The 21,894-nt window shown below is 64.6% G+C and carries 22 protein-coding genes; 15 read left to right on the top strand and 7 right to left on the bottom strand.

What is annotated here, in order from left to right; all coding sequences use genetic code 11:
* Nucleotides 1–2 precede the first annotated feature (2 nt).
* The 12 genes from ACMDCM_RS03545 to ACMDCM_RS03490 all read left to right on the top strand — a co-directional run bounded on the left by ACMDCM_RS03545 (nt 3) and on the right by ACMDCM_RS03490 (nt 12,428).
* Entirely contained in the window at nt 3–410 is a 408-nt protein-coding gene (locus ACMDCM_RS03545) for a DUF4332 domain-containing protein (protein WP_412772279.1), read from the top strand.
* Between the two features lie 84 nt (nt 411–494).
* Nucleotides 495–1,367, top strand: coding sequence for a dihydropteroate synthase (folP, locus tag ACMDCM_RS03540; RefSeq protein ID WP_412774653.1), 873 nt, complete (start codon nt 495–497; stop codon nt 1,365–1,367).
* The gene (gene folB, locus ACMDCM_RS03535; RefSeq protein WP_412772278.1) at nt 1,364–1,729 is read left to right on the top strand and encodes a dihydroneopterin aldolase; all 366 of its coding nucleotides are present in this window, start codon (nt 1,364–1,366) and stop codon (nt 1,727–1,729) included. The genes folP and folB overlap by 4 nt, the downstream gene beginning before the upstream one ends.
* A gap of 2 nt (nt 1,730–1,731) precedes the next feature.
* Complete coding sequence (gene folK / locus ACMDCM_RS03530) at nt 1,732–2,217, top strand: 2-amino-4-hydroxy-6-hydroxymethyldihydropteridine diphosphokinase (RefSeq protein WP_412772277.1); 486 nt, start codon at nt 1,732–1,734, stop codon at nt 2,215–2,217.
* Nucleotides 2,218–2,296: 79 nt separating this feature from the next.
* Entirely contained in the window at nt 2,297–4,246 is a 1,950-nt protein-coding gene (locus ACMDCM_RS03525) for a methylmalonyl-CoA mutase family protein (protein ID WP_412772276.1), read from the top strand.
* Nucleotides 4,243–4,707, top strand: coding sequence for a GFA family protein (locus ACMDCM_RS03520; protein WP_412772275.1), 465 nt, complete (start codon nt 4,243–4,245; stop codon nt 4,705–4,707). The genes ACMDCM_RS03525 and ACMDCM_RS03520 overlap by 4 nt, the downstream gene beginning before the upstream one ends.
* A 6-nt stretch (nt 4,708–4,713) precedes the next feature.
* Nucleotides 4,714–6,879: a methylmalonyl-CoA mutase gene (gene scpA, locus ACMDCM_RS03515; RefSeq protein ID WP_412772274.1), complete on the top strand. Its 2,166-nt coding sequence runs from the start codon at nt 4,714–4,716 to the stop codon at nt 6,877–6,879.
* Nucleotides 6,880–7,003: 124 nt separating this feature from the next.
* Complete coding sequence (locus ACMDCM_RS03510; protein WP_412774652.1) at nt 7,004–7,813, top strand: DUF3298 and DUF4163 domain-containing protein; 810 nt, start codon at nt 7,004–7,006, stop codon at nt 7,811–7,813.
* Nucleotides 7,810–8,790 (top strand): methylmalonyl Co-A mutase-associated GTPase MeaB, encoded by a 981-nt coding sequence (meaB, locus tag ACMDCM_RS03505; RefSeq protein ID WP_412772273.1) that lies wholly within the window; start codon nt 7,810–7,812, stop codon nt 8,788–8,790. Before ACMDCM_RS03510 ends, meaB begins: the two co-directional genes overlap by 4 nt.
* A 163-nt stretch (nt 8,791–8,953) precedes the next feature.
* Nucleotides 8,954–9,619, top strand: a complete 666-nt coding sequence (locus ACMDCM_RS03500; protein ID WP_412774651.1) for a pyroglutamyl-peptidase I — start codon at nt 8,954–8,956, stop codon at nt 9,617–9,619.
* Nucleotides 9,620–9,721: 102 nt separating this feature from the next.
* Nucleotides 9,722–10,984 carry a multidrug effflux MFS transporter gene (locus tag ACMDCM_RS03495; protein ID WP_412772272.1) on the top strand — a complete coding sequence of 421 codons (1,263 nt, stop codon included), beginning with the start codon at nt 9,722–9,724 and terminating at the stop codon, nt 10,982–10,984.
* Nucleotides 10,985–11,060: 76 nt separating this feature from the next.
* Nucleotides 11,061–12,428 (top strand): TIGR03808 family TAT-translocated repetitive protein, encoded by a 1,368-nt coding sequence (locus tag ACMDCM_RS03490; RefSeq protein WP_412772271.1) that lies wholly within the window; start codon nt 11,061–11,063, stop codon nt 12,426–12,428.
* Nucleotides 12,429–12,515: 87 nt separating this feature from the next.
* Here the strand turns inward: ACMDCM_RS03490 and ACMDCM_RS03485 are convergent, their stop codons facing one another.
* The 7 genes from ACMDCM_RS03485 to ACMDCM_RS03455 form a co-directional block, all read right to left on the bottom strand.
* Nucleotides 12,516–13,568 (bottom strand): HoxN/HupN/NixA family nickel/cobalt transporter, encoded by a 1,053-nt coding sequence (locus ACMDCM_RS03485; RefSeq protein ID WP_412772270.1) that lies wholly within the window; start codon nt 13,566–13,568, stop codon nt 12,516–12,518.
* A gap of 5 nt (nt 13,569–13,573) precedes the next feature.
* Entirely contained in the window at nt 13,574–13,852 is a 279-nt protein-coding gene (locus ACMDCM_RS03480) for a metal/formaldehyde-sensitive transcriptional repressor (RefSeq protein ID WP_412772269.1), read from the bottom strand.
* Between the two features lie 70 nt (nt 13,853–13,922).
* Complete coding sequence (locus tag ACMDCM_RS03475; RefSeq protein ID WP_412772268.1) at nt 13,923–14,441, bottom strand: TIGR03809 family protein; 519 nt, start codon at nt 14,439–14,441, stop codon at nt 13,923–13,925.
* A 294-nt stretch (nt 14,442–14,735) separates the two neighbouring features.
* Nucleotides 14,736–14,993, bottom strand: a complete 258-nt coding sequence (locus ACMDCM_RS03470; RefSeq protein ID WP_412772267.1) for a DUF3551 domain-containing protein — start codon at nt 14,991–14,993, stop codon at nt 14,736–14,738.
* Between the two features lie 389 nt (nt 14,994–15,382).
* Nucleotides 15,383–17,227, bottom strand: coding sequence for a S8 family serine peptidase (locus ACMDCM_RS03465; RefSeq protein ID WP_412772266.1), 1,845 nt, complete (start codon nt 17,225–17,227; stop codon nt 15,383–15,385).
* Nucleotides 17,228–17,233: 6 nt separating this feature from the next.
* Nucleotides 17,234–17,941, bottom strand: coding sequence for a hypothetical protein (locus ACMDCM_RS03460; RefSeq protein ID WP_412772265.1), 708 nt, complete (start codon nt 17,939–17,941; stop codon nt 17,234–17,236).
* Nucleotides 17,938–18,507 carry a sigma-70 family RNA polymerase sigma factor gene (locus ACMDCM_RS03455; RefSeq protein ID WP_412772264.1) on the bottom strand — a complete coding sequence of 190 codons (570 nt, stop codon included), beginning with the start codon at nt 18,505–18,507 and terminating at the stop codon, nt 17,938–17,940. The genes ACMDCM_RS03460 and ACMDCM_RS03455 overlap by 4 nt, the downstream gene beginning before the upstream one ends.
* A 452-nt stretch (nt 18,508–18,959) precedes the next feature.
* Here ACMDCM_RS03455 and ACMDCM_RS03450 point away from each other — a divergent pair, with 452 nt between their 5' ends.
* From ACMDCM_RS03450 to ACMDCM_RS03440, 3 genes are all read left to right on the top strand, one after another.
* Entirely contained in the window at nt 18,960–20,072 is a 1,113-nt protein-coding gene (locus ACMDCM_RS03450) for a DUF2336 domain-containing protein (protein ID WP_412772263.1), read from the top strand.
* Between the two features lie 138 nt (nt 20,073–20,210).
* Entirely contained in the window at nt 20,211–20,918 is a 708-nt protein-coding gene (locus tag ACMDCM_RS03445) for a hypothetical protein (protein WP_412772262.1), read from the top strand.
* 182 nt (nt 20,919–21,100) lie between these two features.
* Nucleotides 21,101–21,880: an enoyl-CoA hydratase gene (locus tag ACMDCM_RS03440; protein WP_412772261.1), complete on the top strand. Its 780-nt coding sequence runs from the start codon at nt 21,101–21,103 to the stop codon at nt 21,878–21,880.
* The last annotated feature ends 14 nt before the right edge of the window (nt 21,881–21,894 follow it).

The following is a 21,894-nucleotide window of genomic DNA, read 5'->3' as shown; positions in this document are numbered from 1 at the left end:
TCATGACATATCCGATCTCCAAGCTCGAAGGTCTGAGCGCCGTCGACGCCAAGAAGCTGAGGTCCGTCGGCATCCGGACAACGGATGCCTACCTGGAGGCGGCCAGCACCTCGAAAGGCCGCAAGGCGCTCGCAGTCAGGACCGGATTCAGCGAACAGCAACTGCTGGAGTGGGCCAATCTCGCCGACTACATGCGCATCCCCGGAATGGGCAATGGCAAGACCAAGTTGTTGCGCGCAGCCGGCGTCACCACGGTGCGCGAACTGACACATCGTAATCCCGCCCGCCTGGCTCAGGCCATGAAGGACGTCAACACCAGGCGCAAGCTCGTCAGCGTATTGCCGTCGGAAAAATCGATCGGCGATCTGATCGCGCAGGCTCGCAAGCTCCCGCTCAAGATCACCTATTGAGCCCACCTTTCCGCGAGGCCGGGCGTTTCCGAGCAGGCTCTTTCGCGCCTTGACACCATGTCCGCGACCGCGCAAAGCCACCGCATGGCGGCGGCCCCTTCCATATCCGGACCTGTCACGGATGACACACGTCATCCGCTGCTGCACAAACTGCTGTCGCAGCCGTATCCGGCGGTCATGGGGGTCCTGAACGTCACTCCCGATTCCTTCTCCGACGGCGGTCAATTCATCGCGCCCGACCGCGCGCTGACGCAGGCGCGCCGCATGGTCGCGGAAGGCGCCGACGTCATCGATATCGGCGCGGAATCCACCCGCCCCTACGGCTCGCAACCGGTCTCGCATGACGAGGAGATGCGACGTCTGGAGCCGGTGCTGGCCGCCGTTGCCGCGCTCGGCACGCCGGTGTCGATCGACAGCATGAAGTCCGAGGTCGTGGCCTGGGCGTTGGAGAACGGGGCCGCCATCGCCAACGACGTCTGGGGTTTGCAGCGCGATCCGGACATGGCGAGCGTGATCGCCGCGCACGATGCACCTGTTATCGTCATGCACAACCGCGGCAAGCCGGACGCCACCCTCGACATCATGCGCGACATCGCGGCGTTCTTCGAACGATCGCTGGAGATCGCGGCGAAAGCCGGGATTCCCGCAGGCCACCTCGTCCTCGACCCGGGCATCGGCTTCGGCAAAACCCAGGAACAGAGCATGATCGCGCTGGCCCGGCTCGACGAGCTGCGGACGTTCGGCCTGCCGGTGCTGGTCGGCGCGTCGCGCAAGCGCTTCATCGACGCGGTGGTGCCGTCGGAACCGAAGGAACGGCTCGGCGGTTCGCTCGCCGCGCATCTGATCGCAGCACGAGGCGGCGCGCGGATCGTCCGCACGCACGACGTGGCGGATACGGTGCAGGCGTTGCGCGTCGCCCACGCCATCGAAGCCAGAATCAGGGATCATCAACCATGAGCGGCACGATCTTCATTCGCGGCCTCGTGATCCATGCGCAGCACGGCGTCATGCAGCACGAGACCGAAGTCGGCCAGCGCTTCGTGATGGACATAGAGCTTTCGGCCGATCTGTCGGAATCCTCCCGGACCGACCGGCTCGCCGATACCGTCTCCTATTCCAGTGTGATCGCGACCGCCAGTGCCGCGTTCAAGGACGCCAATTACAAGCTGCTCGAATGCGCGGCGGGCGCGGTCGCCGACGCGGTGCTGACGGCTTTCCCGCGCGTGAACACGATCAAGGTCACCGTGCACAAGCCCCATGCGCCGGTCGCGGCGATCTTCGACGACGTCGGCATCACCCTCATCCGCGGCAGGGAATAGCCTTGGCCAGCGTCCTGATCGCGCTTGGGGGCAACGTCGGAGACGTCCGCCAGACCTTCCGCAAGGCCATCGCCAACATCTGCGGCATGGCGCAGGCCGTGCTCGTCGCACGCTCCTCCGACTACACCACCCCACCCTGGGGCGACGAAAATCAGGACCGCTTCGTCAACGCCTGCATCGAGATCGAGACCCGCCTCGACCCGCACGCGCTGCTGTACACGCTGCACAAGATCGAGACAAAGTTCGGCCGCGATCGCAGCACGGAAACCCGCTGGGGCCCGCGCACGCTGGACCTCGATTTGATCGCCTACGACGATGCCGTCCTCGACAGGCCGGAACTGAAGCTGCCGCATCCGCGCCTGTTCGAGCGCGCCTTCGTGCTGGTTCCGCTTGCCGAGATCGCACCGGATCGCATCATCGCGGGGCGAACGCCGGCCGAGGGGCTGGCCACTATCTCGACAGCGGGCATCAAGCGCCTGCCCGACTGACCTCGCCCTAAAGGACCGTTTGGCTTGTCCGCCGCCGCATGGCATTTTGCGTACCGGCTTTTTCGCAACCGAGCGCACAATGCCCGCTGCTCCCGACGACGTGGTTTCCGATCTGCCCCTGGCCGCCGATTTCGCCCCGGCTACGGCGGACGACTGGCGCAAGCTGGTCGATAGCGTGCTGAAAGGCGCGCCGTTCGAGACGCTGATCGCAAAGACCTATGACGGCCTCGCGATCGAGCCGATCCATGCCCGCGCGAAAGGCGCGCACGCGATCGCCAGCCGCGCAGCAGCAGCACCTTGGCAGGTGATGCAGCGGATCGATCATCCCGACGCGGCGCAAGCCAACGCGCAGGCGCTTCACGACCTCGACAACGGCGCCACCGGCCTGACGCTGGTGTTTGCCGACGCGATCGGCGCTCGCGGCTTTGGACTGCCGCCGACGGCGGAGGCTGTCGCAAAAGCTCTCGATGGCGTTCTTCTCGACGCAGGCATCTCGATCGAACTGGAGATGGGGCCGCAATCGCGCGCGATCGCCCTGCGCATTGCCGACGACATCAGGACCAAAGGAGCAGACCCGGCGGCCTGCGACATCCGCTTCGGCCTCGATCCGCTCGGCGCCTGCGCGGCATCGGGATCGAGCGTCTCGCCCTGGAGCGACATCGCTCCGGCGGTCGCCGAGACCGCGAAGAAACTGGCCGCCGTTGGCTTCCACGGTCCCTTTCTCGCCGCCGATGGCAGGGTGATCCACGACGCCGGCGGATCGGAGGCGCAGGAACTCGCCTTCGTTCTCGCATCATTGGTGGCATACCTCCGCGCGCTCGAAAGCGCCGGCATCGATCTCGATGATGCGCGCGGCATGATCCACGCAAGGCTTGCCGCCGATGCCGACCAGTTTCTGACGCTGGCCAAGTTCCGCGCGTTGCGGCTGTCGTGGGCACGAATCGAACAGGCTTGCGGCCTCGCGCCGAAGCCGTTGTTCATCGCCGCCGAGACCGCGTGGCGGATGCTGACCCGGTATGATCCTTACGTGAACATGCTGCGCGCCACCATCTCCGCGTTTTCGGCCGGACTCGGTGGCGCCGACAGCGTCTGCGTGCTGCCGCATACGCTGGTGCTCGGCCTGCCGGACGCCTTTGCGCGGCGCATCGCCCGCAACACGCAGCTCATTTTGATTGAGGAATCCAATCTCGCCAAAGTCGCCGATCCGGCGGCGGGCTCGGGCGGCATCGAGGCGCTGACGCGGCAGCTTTGCGAAGCGGCCTGGAGGCAGTTTCAGGATATCGAGAAAGCCGGCGGCGCGTTTGCGGCGCTGACGCAGAACCTGATCCAGCGCGATGTTGTGGCAACGCGCGCCGCGCGCGAGGCCAACGTCGCAAAGCGCCGCGACGTGCTCACCGGCGCCAGCGAGTTTCCAAACCTGCATGAAAAGCCGGCGGCCGTGCTCGACGCCATCCCGCACGCGCCTGAGCCCTGCGGCGACGCAACGATCACCTTCGACGCACTGGCGCCGATGCGGCTCGCCGCGGCTTTCGAACAATTGCGCGATCGCTCCAACGATTGGCTCAAAGCCACCGGCGCGCGGCCGACAATCTTTCTCGCCACGCTCGGCACGGCGGCCGACTTCACCGCGCGCGCGACCTTCGCCCGGAGTTTCTTTGAGACCGGCGGCATCGAGGCGGTTGATTTTGCGCCGGCGCTTCCGCCAAACGCGCCCCCTCACCCCGACCCTCTCCCCAACGGGGAGAGGGAGAAGAGTGCCGCAGCGACGCAAACCGCCATCGCCGCCGCCTTCAAGGCATCCGGCGCGCAACTGGTCTGCCTGTGCTCCTCGGATCAGGTCTATGCCGATCAGGGGGCAGCCGCAGCGCGGACCTTACATGCCGCGGGCGCGCGCCATATCTATTTGGCAGGGCGGCCAGGCAAGCTGGAAGCCGCGCTGCGGTCGGCCGGCGTACAGGATTTCATTTTCGCGGGCGTCGACGCGCTGGCGATGCTGAACGACGCGTGGCAGCGACTGGAGCAACGATGAGCGAGCAGGAAAAACCGTCGCTGACCGGCGGGTGCCAGTGCGGCGCGATCCGATTTGCGCTGACGGCCGCGCCGATGCGGATCAGTATCTGCCACTGCCGCATGTGCCAGAAGGCCACCGGCGCGCCGTTTGCGTCTTTCGCCGATATCCCGCGCGAGAGTTTCCAGTGGACCAGAGGCTCACCGGCGACGTTCCGCTCGTCCTCGATCGCGGAGCGCGGGTTCTGCGCCGCCTGCGGCACGCCGTTGAGCTTCAGCCGCATCGGCGGTCCGTGCATCGAGATCATGACCGGCGCGTTCGACCGGCCGGATCTGCTGGTGCCGACCCGGCAATATGGCACTGAATCCCGACTCGGCTGGGTCGCGACCATCGTCAACCTGCCGAGCCATACCACCATGGAAAACTACGGGACGGAGAAGATGGCAAGCATCATCAGCCACCAGCACCCGGACCATGATTGAACGACGATGACCCGCATTCCGAATTTCGCCGATGTCGTCTTCGAGCCGGTCGCTCCCGCCGCCAGCGGCAGCGCCGAACCGTCTGCGGAATTCTGGCTGACGCCCGAGGGCATCCCGGTCAAACCGGGCTACGGCGAAGCCGACCTCAACGGCATCGACTTTCTCGACACATGGCCCGGCATCGCGCCCTACCTGCGCGGCCCCTACCCGACCATGTACGTCAACCGGCCCTGGACCGTCAGGCAATATGCGGGATTCTCGACGGCGGAGGACTCCAACGCCTTCTATCGCCGCAACCTCGCCGCCGGCCAGAAGGGACTGTCGGTCGCCTTCGATCTCGCCACCCATCGCGGCTACGACAGCGATCATCCGCGCGTCGCCGGTGACGTCGGCATGGCCGGCGTCGCGATCGATTCCATCTACGACATGCGCACGCTGTTCGCGGGCATTCCGCTCGACAGGATGAGCGTGTCGATGACCATGAACGGCGCGGTGCTTCCGGTGCTGGCGCTGTTCGTCGTGGCGGCTGAGGAACAGGGCGTGCCGCCGGAGAAACTCTCAGGCACCATCCAGAACGACATCCTCAAAGAGTTCATGGTGCGCAACACCTACATCTATCCGCCCGCGCCCTCGATGCGGATTGTCTCCGACATCTTCGCCTTTACCTCGCGCAAGATGCCGAAATACAATTCGATCTCGGTCTCCGGCTATCACATGCAGGAAGCAGGCGCGACGCAGGACCTCGAACTCGCCTATACGCTTGCCGACGGCGTCGAATATGTCCGCGCCGGCCTCAAGGCCGGGCTCGATGTCGACCGCTTCGCGCCGCGGCTGTCGTTCTTCTGGGCGATCGGCATGAACTTCTTCATGGAAGTCGCCAAGCTGCGCGCCGCGCGGCTGTTGTGGGCCAGGCTCATGAAACCCTTCGATCCGAAGGATGTCCGCTCGCTCTCCTTGCGCACCCATTGCCAGACATCCGGCTGGTCTCTCACCGCGCAGGACGTCTTCAACAACGTTCCGCGCACCATGATCGAGGCGATGGCGGCGACGCAAGGTCACACCCAATCGCTGCACACCAACGCGCTCGACGAGGCCTTGGCGTTGCCGACCGACTTCTCCGCGCGCATCGCCCGCAACACCCAGCTTGTCCTGCAGCAGGAAAGCGGCACCACCCGCATCATCGATCCATGGGGCGGCTCGTACTATGTCGAGCGGCTGACGCACGATCTCGCGGTGAAGGCGTGGGGCCATATTCAGGAGGTCGAGGAACTCGGCGGCATGGCCAAGGCGATTGAAGCCGGCGTGCCGAAGCTGCGCATCGAGGAGGCCGCCGCCAGGACGCAGGCGCGGATCGACGCCGGCAGGCAGGCGATGATCGGCGTCAACAAGTACCGACCGGAGAATGAAGCGCCGATCGACGTGCTGAAAATCGATAACTCCGCGGTGCGCAGCCTGCAGATCGACAAGCTGAAACGGTTGCGCAGCGAACGCAACCAGCAAGATGTCGATGCCGCGCTCGCGGCGTTGACGCGCTCGGCCGGCGACGGCAACGGCAACCTGCTGGCGCTCGCCATCGATGCGGCGCGCGCCAAGGCCACCGTCGGAGAGATTTCCAGCGCGATGGAGAAGGTGTTCGGCCGCCATCGCGCCGAAATCAGGTCCATCACCGGTGTCTACAAGCGCGAGGCGTCCGCCATGTCCGACAGGATCTCAAGGGTGCAAGCGCTGATCGACGCCTTCGAGGAAGCCGAGGGCCGCCGCCCGCGCATTCTCGTCGCCAAGATCGGACAGGACGGCCACGACCGCGGCCAGAAGGTGATCGCGTCCGCGTTCGCCGATGTCGGCTTCGACGTCGATATCGGACCGCTGTTCGCCACCGCCGACGAGGCCGCGCGGCAGGCGGTGGAGAACGACGTGCATATCCTCGGCGTGTCGTCGCTCGCCGCCGCGCATCTGACCACGGTGCCGGAACTGAAGGCGGCGCTGAAACGCTACGGTCGCGACGACATCATGATCATCGTCGGCGGCGTGGTGCCGCCGCAGGACTACGACGCGCTCTATAAGGCCGGCGCGGAGGCGATCTTCCCGCCGGGAACGGTGATTTCTGATGCCGCCGAGGAACTGATCCGCAAGCTCGACGCGCGGCTCGGTCATAGCGAGGCGGCGGAATAGCGCAGGGGTTTTGTTAAACTCTCCACACAATGATGCGTGCGCTTGTCGCGGGCATCCACCTCTCTATGATCCGAACGCCGAGACCAGGACGGCCGGAACGAGCCCGGCCATGACGAAGGTTGCCATGATCACCAGCCTCAGTTCTATCGCGAGTCCGCTTCAGAAGTTTTCATGTCTCATGGCAGTCCTGATGCTCGCAGGCATCGCTCCTGCCATCGCAGCCGAGCCCAAGCCCGACTTCGCCGTCAAGACGAAATACATCGACGCCAGCGTCTTGCTGGACGACGGCATCAAATCGAATGCAACGCTGGCGGCGAATTGCCTTGCCGAAGGCAAGCGCTGGGTGGAACACAACCGCGCCGACGCAGCGCAGGAGTTCAAGGCCTCACCCGACCTGTTTCGCGAGAATCGCGCCTGGACCTTCGAACGCAGCTACAGCCGCGTCTCGCAGGTTGATGGTCGCTATGTCAGCGTGGTGCGCACCGACTATACCTATACCGGCGGCGCGCATCCCAACACCGACATCGACACCATCCTGTGGGACGACAGCGCCGCCAAACGCATCAGCATCCGGCCGTTCTTCAAGGAAACCGCCGACAACGGCGCCACCATGAGAGCGCTGCGCGCGGCGGCCATCGCCGCCGTCAAGGCCGACAAGAAAGCGCGCGGCATCGACGACGCAGGCGGGATCGACTGGTACAAGGGCATCGAGCCGACGCTGCTGAAGGTCGGCGCGGTGACACTTGCCGCATCGACCGAACCCGGCAAAAGCGCCGGCCTCGAATTCCATTATCCGCCTTATGCGGTCGGTCCCTATGTCGAGGGATCGTTCGTCGTCTTCGTGCCTTGGCAGACCTTCGAGCCATATCTTTCGCCGCAAGGTGCTGCGATCTTCGCCGGCGACCGCGCGAAAGCAGCCAAACAGGACAAATGACCCGTCCCCTTTCGACCGACACCCTCGCGAGCGAGATCCGCGCCGGCAATCGCGCGGCGCTGGCGCGCGCCATCACGCTGATCGAAAGCCGCCGCGCCGATCATGAGGCGACCGCGCGCGAGCTGGTGCAGGCGCTGTTGCCGGCGACCGGCAGCGCCATCCGCGTCGGCATCACCGGATCGCCCGGCGTCGGCAAGTCCACAACCATCGACGCGCTCGGCATGTTCCTGATCGAGCACGGCCACAAGGTCGCGGTGCTGGCGGTGGACCCGTCCTCGGCGCGCAGCGGCGGCTCGATCCTTGGCGACAAGACGCGGATGGCGCGGCTGTCGGCTTCGGACGCCGCCTATATCCGCCCCTCGCCCGCCGCCGGCACGCTCGGCGGCGTCGCGGCCAGAACGCGCGAGGCGATGCTGCTGTGCGAGGCGGCGGGCTTCGACGTGGTGCTGGTTGAAACGGTCGGCACCGGGCAGTCCGAGACCGCCGTCTGCGACATGACGGATTTCTTTCTCGCCTTGATGCTGCCCGGCGCCGGCGACGAATTGCAGGGCATCAAGAAGGGCCTCGTCGAACTCGCCGACATGATCGCGGTCAACAAGGCGGATGGCGACAACATCAAGCGCGCCAATCGCGCGGCGGCGGAATATCGCAGCGCGCTGCATATTCTCAGCCCTCGCTCCGAGCACTGGCAGCCGCCGGTCGTGACCTATTCCGGGCTGACGGGAACAGGCATTCCGGAGTTGTGGCAAACGATTGTCGAACACCGCACCGCGATGCAGGCATCGGGCGAGTTCGCTGCGCGGCGCAGCCAGCAGCAGGTGAAGTGGATGTGGTCGATGTTCGAGGACCGCATGAAGGCGCGCCTTCGCGGCGATGCCGCGATCCGCGCCAAAGTGAGGGCGATCGAGGCCGAGGTCGCCGAAGGCCGCGTCACCCCGGCGCTGGCGGCGGACCAGATCGCGGAGTTGCTGCGGTGAGTTGGATTAAACCTGCTGTCGTCATGGCCGGGCATAGCCGTTCGAAGAACGGCGTTGCTTCCGCTCGCCTACGCCCGGCCATCCACGTCTTGTTTTCTGTGATCCGTGGCAGCAGAAGACGTGGATGCCCGGCACAAGGCCGGGCATGACGGCCGAGGTTCCATTGTCTCAAGACCTTCGCATTCTCGTCACCGGCTTCGGCCCCTTCCCCGGCGCGCCGTTCAATCCGACCATGCCGCTGGTCGGGCGGATCGCGCGGCTGCGCCGGCCCGCGCTGGACGACGTCGCGATCGCAACCCACATTTTCCGCGTCGCTTACGAGACCGTGGACCGCGAACTGCCGCAACTTCTTTCGATGCATCGTCCGCACGCGCTGTTGATGTTCGGCCTCGCGACGCGCACGCCCTGGCTGCGGATCGAGACCCGCGCGCGCAATGCGGCGACGGCGATCTGGCCGGACCTCGACGGCGTGCGGATGTGCAAGAGATCGATCGCGGGCACGGCGGATGCGCGGGCCTTCGGGCCGCATGTCGTCAGGCTGCTGCGCGCGGCGCAGGCAACCGGCATCGACGCGCGCGCCTCGCGCGACGCCGGCAGCTATCTCTGCAATTATCTCTGCTGGCGTGCCATCGAGGCCACGCGCTATCAAGCGGGGCCGCGCCTCGCAGCCTTCATCCATGTTCCGCCGCTGAAGCGCGACGGCTCGGCTCATGTTCCCGGCGGCATCACGCTGGAGTATCTGATCGATGCCGGCGAGGCCATGCTGCTGGAAGTGGTGAAAGCGGCGAGGCAGGCAGGGCGCGCCGGGCCGGATTCAAACTCATTGTGACGGTCCGCCTCTCGCGGTGGACAGATATGTCCGAAACGGGCATTGTGCAGCGCAACAGCAGCATCTATTTCGGGCTGCGCACCGATCTTCCGGGATAGGCCGATGACCGACGCGAGCGTGGACGGGCGGGTGTCGCAAACCCATCGGCCGATGGGGTTTCCTGAGTTCGTCGCCATCGTCGCCGGCATCATGGCGCTGAACCCGATCGCGACCGACATGATGCTGCCGGCGATGCCGGACGTGCGCGACGCCTACGCCATTGCCAACCCCAATCACGTCCAGGCCGTGATCTCGGTGTATCTCGCCGGCTTCGGCGCCGGCCAGTTCATCATGGGACCGCTGTCGGACCGCTTCGGCCGCCGCCCGATCCTGATCGGCGGGATGCTGGTGTACAGCGCCGCGGGGCTTTTGTCGGTGATCGCGCCCTCGCTTGAAATGATGCTGCTGGCGCGTGTGCTGCAGGGCATCGGAAGCTCGGCCGCCCGCGTCATCGCCACCTCGATCGTGCGTGACTGCTACACCGGACGACGGATGGCGAGCGTGCTGTCGCTGGCGATGATGATTTTCATTTCAGTGCCCGTCCTTGCGCCGTCGATCGGCCAGGCGATCCTGCTGTTCGCGGCCTGGCGCGGCATCTTCGTGGTACTGACGGTCTACGGCCTGCTCGCTTTGCTGTGGTGCGCGATCCGACTGCCGGAAACCCTTCCCCAGGCGGGACGCAAGCCGCTGACCGCCGCGAACGTCTTCGATGCGTTCCGCCAGACCGTCACCAACCGCCAGACCATCGGCTACGCGCTCGCCGCCGGCGGAATCCAGAGCGTGCTGTTCGCCTACGTGTTCTGTTCGCAACAGATCTTCACCGGGATCTACGGCCTCGGCGATTATTTTCCGCTGGCCTTCGCCGCGATCGCCGCCGGCATCGCCGCCGCGGGTCTGTTGAACTCGCGCATCGTCGGCCGGTTCGGCATGCGGGTGATTTCGCACGGCGCGCTCATCGGATCGGTGGTGATCGCGATGCTGACGCTGCTCGCGGCATGGCAGGGGTGGCTGTCGTTTCCGCTCTACATGGTGCTGGCAATCGGCACCATGTTCGCATTCGGGCTGATGTTCTCGAACTTCGCCGCGCTCGCCATGGAGCCGCAAGGCCATATCGCCGGAACCGCCTCATCGCTGTTCGGCTCGATCACCACCCTGATCGGAAGCGGCGTCGGCGCTCTGATCGGGCAGGACTTCAACGGCACCATGCTGCCGTTCGCGACCGGCGCTTTCCTGTGCACGCTTGCCGCTCTCGCCGTCGTGCTCGTGGTGGAGCGCGGACGGCTGTTCGTGCCGCACAATCCGGTGGTTCAGACGCCGCCGCATTAACCCTGTCGCCAACAATCGCCTGCATCCCTCGCCGCCGCCCCGGCGCCGTTCCGGTTTTTCGCGTTACATCCTCGCCATGAACATCGATCGCCGCCATATTCTCGGAGCCTCCGCCGCAGGCGTCGCCGGCGCGCTGGCGCTGCCGCCGGACGCCGCCCGTGCGGCCCCGCTGACATCGACGCTCGGGCGCGACGCCGCCCATTACGGCGTGCGGCCGAATTCACCGGACGACCAGACCCGCGCGCTGCAACGGGCGATCGACGAGGCGGCCCGCGCCAACGCCCCGCTCGCGCTGCCGCCCGGCGTCTACCGCACCGGGCCGCTGCGGCTCGCCACCGGCTCGCAACTCGCCGGCGTGCGCGGCGCGACCACGCTGATGTTCACCGGCGGCGCGTCGCTGCTGTCGGCGGAAGGCGCCGACCATATCGGCCTCAGCAATCTCACGCTTGACGGCGGCGGCATCCCCCTGCCCGAGCGGCGCGGACTCGTCCATTGCCTTGGCGGACGCGACCTGCGGATTCTGGATTGCGAAATCACCGGCAGCGGCCGCAACGGCATCTGGTTGGAGACCGTCGCGGGCGAGATCAGCGGCAACGTTATCGAGAAAACCGCGACCACCGCGATCGTCTCGTTCGATGCGCTCGGGCTGACGGTTGCGCGCAACACCATTCTTGAGACAAACGACAACGGCATCGAGATCCTGCGCACCGCGATCGGCGACGACGGCTCGATCGTCACCGGTAACCGCATCGCACATATCAAGGCCGGCCCCGGCGGCTCCGGCCAGCACGGCAACGCCATCAACGCCTTCCGCGCCGGCAACGTCATCGTCAGCGGCAACCGCATCAGCGATTGCGATTATTCCGCCGTGCGCGGCAACTCCGCCTCGAACATCCAGATCACCGGCAACAGCGTGACCGGCGTGCGCGAGGTGGCGCTGTATTCCGAATTCGCCTTCGAGGGCGCGGTGATCGCCAACAACGCCGTGGACGGGGCGGCGGTCGGCGTCTCCGTCTGCAACTTCAATGAGGGCGGCCGCCTCGCGGTCGTCCAGGGCAACATCGTCCGCAACCTGCTGCCGAAGCGCCCGATCGGCACCGCGCCCGACGACGACGCCGGCATCGGCATCTATGTCGAGGCGGACACCTCGGTCACCGGAAACGTCATCGAGAACGCGCCGTCGTTCGGCATCATGGCCGGCTGGGGCAAATATCTGCGCGATGTCGCGATCACCGGCAACGTGATCCGCAAGACCTTCATCGGCATCGGCGTCTCGGTGGCGGACGGAGCCGGCACGGCGCTGGTCAACAGCAACCTGATTTCGGATACGCCGCGCGGCGCGGTGGTCGGCCTCGATCATGCCAGGCCGATGACGCCGGATCTTACGGCCAATGGCGCTACCAAATACGCGCAGGTCGCGATCAACGCCAACGTGGTGCGCTGAAACGAGCGCATGACGGGTTGACATTGAAGCGATTCAGGTGACGACCGTCGAGAAACCGATCATCCCGACAGACCGGCCCGCCCGTCATCAGGATACGATTTCGTGCCAACCGATCCAGCCGGTGTAAAAACCGACGCACACGATCAGAGCCGCAGACACATAGGGCGCGCGATGGGCAAGCCGCGTGAAACCGGACCAGTGGCGCTCGACGTGACGGATGCCAAGCGCGGCCAGCACGCCGGCCGATACCATGGTGGCCGCGAGGCCGATACCGAAGCAAAGCACCAGCGCGAATCCGAGGCTGAACTGCTTGAGTTGAATACAGAGCAGCAACACGGTGATCGCCGCCGGGCACGGGATCAATCCGCCGGTCAGGCCGAAGAGAACGATCTGCGCAGTCGTGATCGTGCGCCCGGCGAAACGCTTGCGGATATCGGCCGCATGAGCGCGCGCGTGGGCATCGTCCTCCTCTCCAAGATCCATGTGCGAGTGGTCATGTTCCTTGAAGACCAGATCGGTCGTGTTGCTGCCGACTGTCACACGAACCTTGAACGCATGGGGCTCGGGAACTTCATCGACGCTTTCCAGATAATCTCGCTCGCCGACGAACCGGAAGGATTGCCTTGAACCATCCGGCCGGATCGTCGTCACTGCGACTTCGGCGACGTCAGGAATGGCCGCGTTCTCGCTTCGAATTCTCCAGCGCGGCGGTACGCCGTCCTCGAAGATTTCGAGCGACAGTAAATTTCCGTCCAACTCGATTTGTTGCGCGTGGCCGTGATGATGTTCCAGATTGCGCTCGCGCCAGGTGCGCCAGACCATCCATGCCGCGATGCCAAGGATGATGACGGCAGATGCCACTTGCAGATAAGCCTCGCTATGCCCATCAGACCATCGCTGGCCGAAATGGAGTCCCGCGAAAGCGGCGACCCAGACGATTGCCGTGTGCGAGATCGCGGCCGACAGCCCCAGGAGCACCGCCTGCGGGACAGTACCCCGTATAGCGATGATGAATGCCGCCATCATGGTCTTGGAATGTCCGGGCTCCAGTCCGTGGAGTGCGCCGAGCAGGATTGCGCTGGGTGCAAACAGCCATGCGTGCGTGCTGCTTTGTTGGAGCAGTTGAGCCAGGTCGGTCATTCAGTTCACTTCAGGTACGTGCGAACAACGTCAATGAGATCTGCGGCGCCCTTTGCCTTTTCCGGATCTTTTTCCTGGGCGGGATCGAGGACGTGATGGCGGATATGGTCCTCGATCAGTTCCGAGGTCAGGCCGCCGACGGCACCTCGAACCGAGGCCACCAGCATCAGGACATCCGCGCACCCGGTCTCGGATTCGAGGGCCCGCTCGACCGCCTCCAACTGTCCCTTAATGCGACGGACTCGGCTGATGAGTTTCGACTTCTCTTTGATCGTATGTGACATGCAGATAGCATAGGGGGATACCCTATATGGGTCAACGGCGAACGCAGCGGACTTGAAAAGGTCTCTGTCGCTACAGCGCGTTACACTTCAGCATCGGATAGCGTTCCTGGAACGGGAGCGGATCCGGCGCGATCCCGGCCGCCATGTTGCCACCCGATGCCGTTTCCCCATCGGCCGGCGCGTCGTCGTTCGCTCCGATCGACGTATCCGCCAAATGCACGATCGATGACAGCGCGACCTGCACCGCCGCGGTTCCAAGCAACCGGGCCGGCGATCGATCAGTCTCGTCCGGCGTCACGGGAGAGATGTTCTCCGCAGGTTCATCGAGGCGCGACCTGTCGACCGGTCGATTGTCCTGCGTTGCCTCGCGCCGCGCCAACGCTCGCCAGGTTTCGACGGCAGCCTTCGCCTCGAGCAGGTTTTCCATGAAGGCCTGTTCGGAATGGAAGCGCCGCCACCGTCCGCTTTCATAAAGCTCGACAAGATGATCAAGCCGCCGTTCGGCGATGCCGCACCAGCGATCGAGAATGTGCTGGGCCTGATCTTGAATGTGCTCTCGGGTGCGCGCGGCGTCGGATCGTTGGGTCATGGGAGAGTCCGCAAGGAGGAGAACGGACGCAGACGCAACGAACGAATCATTCAGCGCTTGTTGGATATTCTGTGGAAAACTTCGGCGAAGTCCAGCACTTTGCGGCACGAATGTGACGCTTTTTCCAAGGATGCGCCACCGATGCGGCTGTCCGGAGGCAATACGACAGCCGGAAAGTGATGGCGGGAGAACAAAAAACCGCCCGGGAGGGACAACCGGCTTTTTTAAAAAAGAAGCCGCCCATGGCGGCTTTTCGAAATAGGAAACCCTGACCGAGCCAGGCTTGGCTCCCAACTACGACCAGGACTCAGGATGGTAGTACAATCTCGGATTTCTGATGCACGTTCCGGTAAGTCCCGGTGCTGTCGCTCTGCATTGCTGAAAACTCGAGAACATACAACTGCCGGGGTAGCCCCAAAGTCCGCCCTGCAAGCAATAAGTATCATGGTGAGCAAACACGGGATATCGCGCTACCGCCGCATCCTGAGCGAACGCCGGCGTGCCGAAGCCCAACAGCGCGCCTGCCAGAATGGTTGCGAGGGTGGTTTTCACGTCGCCTCTCCTTTAACGCCGATACGAGGTATTGTTAAAACATCGTAAAGAATGGCGCAAAACAAGTAACGGCTTCCACACACTCTCGTGAAGCAGCGGGCAATGATTTCGGATGGTTACCGAGCCGGTGACGCCGTTACGGCACTGTCGCTCTATGCGCAAAATTGACATCAGAAAAATTTACGTAAAAACAATAGTTTAGGCCAAATGAAAAGACCCGCCCGGGGGGACAACCGGGCGGGCCAAGCCATATTGGGCGCAGGGGTGGATGGGCGCTCGCGCCTGATATAGCCTCAGGGAGTTTTTGGGCTCCCACATGAATTCTGTCGTCGAGCCTCCCCAAAACGTTCAAAGGCGGTTTCTATTTTTTAACGATCCGTAAACACCGATTATTTCACGGAAGGATCAGGCGCAGGCGAATTCATGCCCGCCGGCGCGGGCTGCGGTTCGCCCGCAGGCACAGCCGCGTTGGCTGCTGTAGCGGCGTCGGATGCGGCGGCGGCCGGGTTCGGATCGGGTACGGCCGTGACGGGCACGGTTTCGCCGGCGGACATCGCGCCCGCCGGGATAGCCTGGACGGCGGCATAGGCGTCGGCTTCGCCGGCGCCGAACAGATCGTCGCGGCCCGGCGCTCCGAGATCGCGCGCGCTTGTCGTCAGGATGGCGCGGACGTCGGCAGGCTTCAGAGCCGGGTTGCGCTCCAGGATCAGCGCCGCGAGACCGCTGACATAGGCCGCCGCGAACGAGGTCCCCGACGTCATCTGATATTTTCCGTTTGGCGCGGGAAGGAAGATATCGACGCCGGGAGCCGCGACCGCGATATAGCTGCCACGATTGGAGGCCACAAACAAACGGTCGTCGACGTCGGTCGCGCTGACCGCGATCACATCGGCGTCGGCGGCGGGATAGAGCGGCGGCGATTTCGGGCCGGCATTGCCGCTTGCGGCCACCATGACGATGCCTTTTGCGGCGACGGCGGCGATGCCGCGCGAGACCAGCGCATCCTTCGGGCCGGCAAAACTCATGTTGATGACCTGCGCGCCATGCGCCGCCGCGTAGTCGAGACTTTTGAGAATCGTGAACGAGGTGCTCTCGGCCGCGCCCTGCGTGACGCCGAAAGCGCGGATCGCGAGAATCCTGGCGGACGGCGCGCTGCCCATCAGCCGCGCGTGCGCGACGATCGCGCCGGCGATGCCGGTGCCGTGGACATGCGGACCACCCTTGCTGTCGAGCGCATCGAAACGCCCGGCGATCGAGCCGGCCAGTTCGGGATGATCGGCATCAATTGCGGAATCGATCACCGCGACGACGATGTCTTTGCCGCGCGCCAGTCGATGCGCTTCCGGCAACCGCAATTTTGCCAGCGCATACTGCGCGGGATCACCTTCGGCGACCGCGGCCGTTGTCTTCCGGTCCTGCAGAACGTAACGGAAGTTCGGTTGCGCCGAACGCACGGCGGCATCGGCGCGCAGCTCAGTCTGAACCTGCCCGACCGGGCGGCGGCCGACAATGCGGAACAGGCTGACGGTGCTGCCGGTCAGCGGAAAATCCTGCGAGGCGATGCGTTCGAGCCGGTGCCGTCGCGCCAGCGCCGTAAGTTCGGCGCCGGGCATCGCTGCGGTTTCGGCGACGATCTCGCCGGGGCGATAGTTGCGCGTGGCCGCTTGCCCCGAATTGCGGCCGGGTCCGCTGTTCTGATCCTGCGGCGGCGGCCCGCTGCCGCCGAGGTTAGCGACGAACGGACGGCCGTTGCATTCGCCGCTCATTGCGCCCTCGCCGCGCGTGCAGACCGGATAGGTGTTGGGCGCGTAGCGGATGTAGGAGATGCCTGAGGCGGTAACCGCAGTGACCGGCTTCCGCGGTTTGGGTTCGCGGTCGACGGTCTTGCGGCGCGGGGGGCGCAGTCGCCGGCCGACCACCGGGTCGTCCTCGCGCTCGATGACGCGATAAGGAGCTTCGATAGAAGGGCCTTCGATCACCCCGAGCGGCAGTCCGTAACCCAACCCGCCATAACCCGACCCGATACCGCGATGGCCCCAGCCCGGCCGGTAGCCGCCATGCATCCCGCCCCGCCCGGCCATTCCGGTCATGCCGCCGCGTGATCCGACACCCGAGGAGCCCCCGTATCCTTGCATAGAGCCTTGGGCGCGAGCCGATGGGGCGTCAAAGCCCGCGAGCCAGCATAAACCGGTCAAGGCGGCGAGCGCGGCGCTCCATTTCGTTATGCTCGTCATGCGTCGCTACTGAGCCGGAACCGCGAGATTGACGATCTTCTCGCTCTGAAGCCTGCTGATCAGGTCGCCGGTATCCTTTGTCGCCCGGCCATCGAAGCGCAACTGAAACAGACCGCCTCGGGATACCGACACAACCGTCGCCTGATAGGCGTCGAGCAATGTGCTGATATCGGACATGCGCGCGTCCGGCGCGAACCGCACCAGTGCCTGCGGCCCCGATGCCGTGGTCAGTCCGCGAGTCGTCGGCGGATTCTCCGTGCTATGAGATGCGGTCTGGAATGAATGGCTGCCGTCGTCCCTTGCCAGCATCGCGGCGATCACGCCGGCCTGGAGCACGACGACCAGTGCGCCAACCGCGCCAGTCGCGGCCAGCGTGCGCGGCGACAGCGCGGCGAAGAATTGCGAAATCCGCGCCGAGAGGCCACGCGACGTCGCGACGTGTCGCGCCGGTTCGGCGTCGATCGCGGCGAACAATTTTTGCATCGCGCGCGCGGACGGCGCACCGAGGCTTTCGTTGAGCGAAATGGTTTCGGCGTATTCGTCCCGAATGACCGCATACTGCCTGGCAAGCGCTGAATCGCGTGCGAGGGCTTGTTCGACCTGACGCGTATCGCGCGCGCTCAGCGTGCCGACTGCGTACCACGGCAGCAGCGCCTCGATATCTCCCGGCGAAGCTTCCGCGGCTCCCGCGACCTTCTTGTTCGCCGCTATCATGGCCAACCTCGTTCTATGCCGGCTGCCTTGAGCAGGCCGGCCAGTTTCTTGCGCGCGTAAAACAGCCTCGTCTTCACCGTGTTCTCGGGAATCCCGACAATCTCGGCGACCTCTTCCACCGATTTTTCGTGGTAGTAGACAAGATCGACGATTTCACGGTGCTCCGCCGAAAGCTGCGTCAGACACTCACGCAACGCGTTACCCGTATCCTTCTTCTGGACCGCCACCTCCGGGTCGTCGGATTGATCCTCGATCGCGTTGGCGGTCTCATCGTCCAGTTCGGCATCCTTCCTGCGGCGGAGCGCCGACAGGGCCTTGAAACGCGTGATTGCCAGCAGCCAGGTGGAGACGGCGGATCGGCCTTCGAACTTGCCGGCCTGACGCCATACATCGAGAAAAACCTCGCTGATTAGGTCTTCCGCGATCTGTTCGTTCCGCACGAGCCTCAATCCGAAACGAAAGACCCTGACATGATGGCGCCCGTACAGCACCTGCATGGCGAGGCGGTCGCCTTGAGCGATCCGGGCGATCAGGATCTCATCCGAAGCCGCCTGTGCCGCACTCACTGGCCGTCTCGCAGAATTGGTCGGGGTTGCAGGACTGAAGGTTCGACTGGCAAGGCAAATCTTCTCAAAATTCTGGCATCGGCCGTCAGGCGAAGTCAGCGAACGTCAAATTACTTCGCAAGGTTGTGCCTGAATCGACGGAAAGGGCAAGCATCCCGGGCACGCCTGAAAAGGTAACTGGATATGGTACCGGCGCGGGTCGCTAACCCGCTCCCGGTCTGGGCAAGCGGAAATTCCCGTGAAGAAATAACGTATTAACGATGTCGCCGGCCACGCGTGGCGGCCAAAAGATACCAAACCTAAAGGCTTTTCCCCGTAGATTCCCCGACGGGCCGCTTCGGTTATGCCGGCGCCGCTCCGATTGCGATTCTGTAGTCATTGCCGCAGATGCAATCTCGATCCGAGCGAGCAGAATGTCGCTGCGTAGGATGAGGAAACTCTAGGACAGAGCCATGGCTTCCATATCGGCCGCCCCCACGGCAAGTCTGCTCGACGAACTTCAGACCGTTCTCGTCCATGGCACCATCGCGCGGCGGGTTGAAACGCTGCGGCGGGTCACCGACCTGTTCCTGAACAACACGGTCGACTACTCCGATGAGCAAATCGCGATTTTTGACGACGTGTTCAATTGCCTGATCCGGCACATCGAGACTTCGGCGAAAGCGCTGCTTGCCAGACGTCTCGCTCCCGTTGCCAAGGCTCCGCCGCAGATCATTCACGCACTGGCCTTCGACGATCTGATCGAAGTCGCCGCGCCTGTGCTGTCCCTGTCCGAACGGCTTGGAGACGACGCGCTGGTCGAGAACGCCCGCAGCAAGAGCCAGGCGCATCTGCTGGCGATCTCGACGCGGAAGACCCTGAGCGGAGCGGTCACCGACATTCTGGTGGAGAGAGGCAACGACGAGGTCGTCAAAAGCACCGTCAACAATCCGGGCGCTCAATTCTCCGAGCAGGGTTTCACGCGACTGATCGCACGCGCCGAGGGCGACGACGACATCGCAACCTGCGTCGGGATGCGGCCGTCGATCCCACGGCATCACTATCTGAAGCTGATCGCGAAGGCTTCCGCGGCGGTACGGGAGCGTCTCGCGGCGGCCAATCCGCATCGGACGGACGAGGTGTCGGCCGTCGTCAGCGAGGTGGCGCGGCGGGCGCGGTCGGCGCCGGCGGCTATCAGCCAGGAAACGACCATCGCCCACGGACTGGTCAGGTCGTTGTACGAAGACGGGCGGCTCGACGAAAATGAGGTAGCCTCCTTTGCCGAAGCCGGGAAGTTCGACGAAACCAACGCCGCCATCGCCTGCCTCGCCAATGTCTCGGTCGCAGCCGCCGAGAAGATGATGATCGAATCCCAAACCGAGGGCGTGCTCATTCTGGCCAAGGTAGGCGGCCTGTCGTGGTCGACTGTCAAAACCATTATCAACATGCGCAAGAATCTCGCGAAGATCGAGGTAACGGATATCGATGTTGCGGAGCAGACCTATGAACGTCTGCGTCCGTCCACCGCGCAGCAGGTCCTGCGCTTTCATCGAATGCAACAGGCAGCCGCTCCGGGCGCTGGCTGACGCTCGACAGCCACCTCATTCGATGAAACGCCGTGGTTCGCCACGGTCGTTGAAATTCCCTTTTTCTGCCCCGGTGTGGCCACGCCCGGCGTTTCTTTTGTCGGCCGTTGGGTGACAACGGCAAACGGGGAGATTGCCATGGGTATCAAGGCCAGCGGGCACTCGGCGTTGATCATCGCAGCAGGATTATGGTTGGGTTTGGCGGGACCCGTGCGCGCGACCGACAGCGCCGCGGAACCGGCCGGTTTGGCCGCCCACACCGAAAATGCCGGCCCACCGGTCAAGCTCGGCAAGTTCTCCAAACACCGCTCACACAAGCACCACCACGCCGCGCGCACCCGGAAACCGGCCAGGCCGGAATCGAAAGCCGACGCGAAAGCCCCCGAGAAGACAGCCTCCGAGGCTCAGGACAGCGACAAGTCCCGGATACCGCTGCCACCGACAGTCGCCAACGCCAACGCCAGGATTCCCGAACCTGCCGAGGATTCGCTTCAGACCGAAGCAGGCGCGCTCGCCAGCAGCGCAGGAGACATGCTGCCTGCCAATAATCAGGAGACTTCCGCGCCCCAGGGCGACACCTCTACCCCCTCTGCGGCCAGCGCCGATGTCGTTCCATCCGATGAACTCAATGATGTCGATCGCGCCATGATCGACAGCGAGCAGACCGCCCCTACCCTCGCACTGGCGTCCATTGAATCTCCGGCACCCCCAAGCACCGACGCACCCGCCGTTCAAGCCTCGGCGAGCACCTCGACCTGGAATCAGGCCTCGCTCATCGGCAAGATCTTCATCGCCTTCGGCGGTCTGCTCACGCTCGGCTCCGCCGTCCGGATGTTCATGGCCTGATCCCTCGTGGTCCGATTCTAACATTTGCATCTCTAACATTTGCATCGCGACGCCGCCTTCGCCGGATCGGCAAATCCATCGGCACCGCGGGTCGATGCAACGCGAGCGCAGCCTTGCGGCGTCGCTGGACCGCGGGCACATTGTCCGCCGCCCACACCCGTCGCGACAGGCAGCACAAAAACATGAGCACGTTCGAAGCCATCATCGTCGAGAACAAGGGCGCGGTCGGCATCATCAGGCTGAACCGGCCGAAAATGCTGAACGCGCTGTCATTCGCGGTGTTTCGCGAGATCGCCGCCGCTGTTGACGATCTCGAGGCCGACGACCGCATCGGCTGCATCCTGATCACCGGCAACGAAAAGGCTTTCGCCGCCGGCGCCGACATCAAGGAAATGCAGCCGAAAACCTTCATCGACATGGTCAGCGAGGACTTCCAGGCGATCGGCGGCGACCGCGTCGCCACCTGCCGCAAGCCGACCATCGCGGCGGTGAGCGGCTATGCGCTCGGCGGCGGCTGCGAACTCGCCATGATGTGCGACATCATCATCGCCTCCGATACCGCGAAATTCGGCCAGCCCGAAATCACGCTCGGCACCATACCCGGCATCGGCGGCACGCAGCGCCTGGCCCGCGCCGTCGGCAAGGCCAAGGCGATGGACCTCTGTCTTACCGGGCGAATGATGGACGCGGCGGAAGCCGAGCGATCGGGGCTTGTGAGCCGTATCGTGCCCGTCGACACACTGATGGGCGAGGCCATGGCCGCAGCCGAGAAGATCGCCTCGATGTCCCGTCCCGCCGCGGCGATGGCCAAGAGCGCCGTCAACCGCGCTTTCGAGACGACGCTGTCGGAAGGCATGAACGTCGAGCGCGACCTGTTCCGTTCGACCTTCGCGCTGGAAGACCGCGCAGAAGGCATGGCGGCGTTCGTCGAGAAGCGCAAGCCGGCGAACAAGAACAGATAATCGAAAACCGCGTG

Origin of the sequence: Nitrobacter sp., from assembly GCF_047149785.1 — a bacterium.
Taxonomy (GTDB): domain Bacteria; phylum Pseudomonadota; class Alphaproteobacteria; order Rhizobiales; family Xanthobacteraceae; genus Nitrobacter.
The sequence above is the reverse complement of the archived record's forward strand: the minus strand, read 5'-3'. Positions and strand labels throughout refer to the sequence as shown.

Bases quoted from the DNA above. Each gene is read 5' to 3' on its own strand.
- ACMDCM_RS03545 (WP_412772279.1), top strand. From the start codon at position 3: ATGACATATCCGATCTCCAAGCTCGAAGGTCTGAGCGCCGTCGACGCC.
- folP (WP_412774653.1), top strand. From the start codon at position 495: ATGGCGGCGGCCCCTTCCATATCCGGACCTGTCACGGATGACACACGT.
- folB (WP_412772278.1), top strand. From the start codon at position 1,364: ATGAGCGGCACGATCTTCATTCGCGGCCTCGTGATCCATGCGCAGCAC.
- ACMDCM_RS03525 (WP_412772276.1), top strand. From the start codon at position 2,297: ATGCCCGCTGCTCCCGACGACGTGGTTTCCGATCTGCCCCTGGCCGCC.
- ACMDCM_RS03520 (WP_412772275.1), top strand. From the start codon at position 4,243: ATGAGCGAGCAGGAAAAACCGTCGCTGACCGGCGGGTGCCAGTGCGGC.
- scpA (WP_412772274.1), top strand. From the start codon at position 4,714: ATGACCCGCATTCCGAATTTCGCCGATGTCGTCTTCGAGCCGGTCGCT.
- ACMDCM_RS03510 (WP_412774652.1), top strand. From the start codon at position 7,004: ATGATCACCAGCCTCAGTTCTATCGCGAGTCCGCTTCAGAAGTTTTCA.
- meaB (WP_412772273.1), top strand. From the start codon at position 7,810: ATGACCCGTCCCCTTTCGACCGACACCCTCGCGAGCGAGATCCGCGCC.
- ACMDCM_RS03495 (WP_412772272.1), top strand. From the start codon at position 9,722: ATGACCGACGCGAGCGTGGACGGGCGGGTGTCGCAAACCCATCGGCCG.
- ACMDCM_RS03490 (WP_412772271.1), top strand. From the start codon at position 11,061: ATGAACATCGATCGCCGCCATATTCTCGGAGCCTCCGCCGCAGGCGTC.
- ACMDCM_RS03485 (WP_412772270.1), bottom strand. From the start codon at position 13,568: ATGACCGACCTGGCTCAACTGCTCCAACAAAGCAGCACGCACGCATGG.
- ACMDCM_RS03480 (WP_412772269.1), bottom strand. From the start codon at position 13,852: ATGTCACATACGATCAAAGAGAAGTCGAAACTCATCAGCCGAGTCCGT.
- ACMDCM_RS03475 (WP_412772268.1), bottom strand. From the start codon at position 14,441: ATGACCCAACGATCCGACGCCGCGCGCACCCGAGAGCACATTCAAGAT.
- ACMDCM_RS03465 (WP_412772266.1), bottom strand. From the start codon at position 17,227: ATGACGAGCATAACGAAATGGAGCGCCGCGCTCGCCGCCTTGACCGGT.
- ACMDCM_RS03460 (WP_412772265.1), bottom strand. From the start codon at position 17,941: ATGATAGCGGCGAACAAGAAGGTCGCGGGAGCCGCGGAAGCTTCGCCG.
- ACMDCM_RS03450 (WP_412772263.1), top strand. From the start codon at position 18,960: ATGGCTTCCATATCGGCCGCCCCCACGGCAAGTCTGCTCGACGAACTT.
- ACMDCM_RS03445 (WP_412772262.1), top strand. From the start codon at position 20,211: ATGGGTATCAAGGCCAGCGGGCACTCGGCGTTGATCATCGCAGCAGGA.
- ACMDCM_RS03440 (WP_412772261.1), top strand. From the start codon at position 21,101: ATGAGCACGTTCGAAGCCATCATCGTCGAGAACAAGGGCGCGGTCGGC.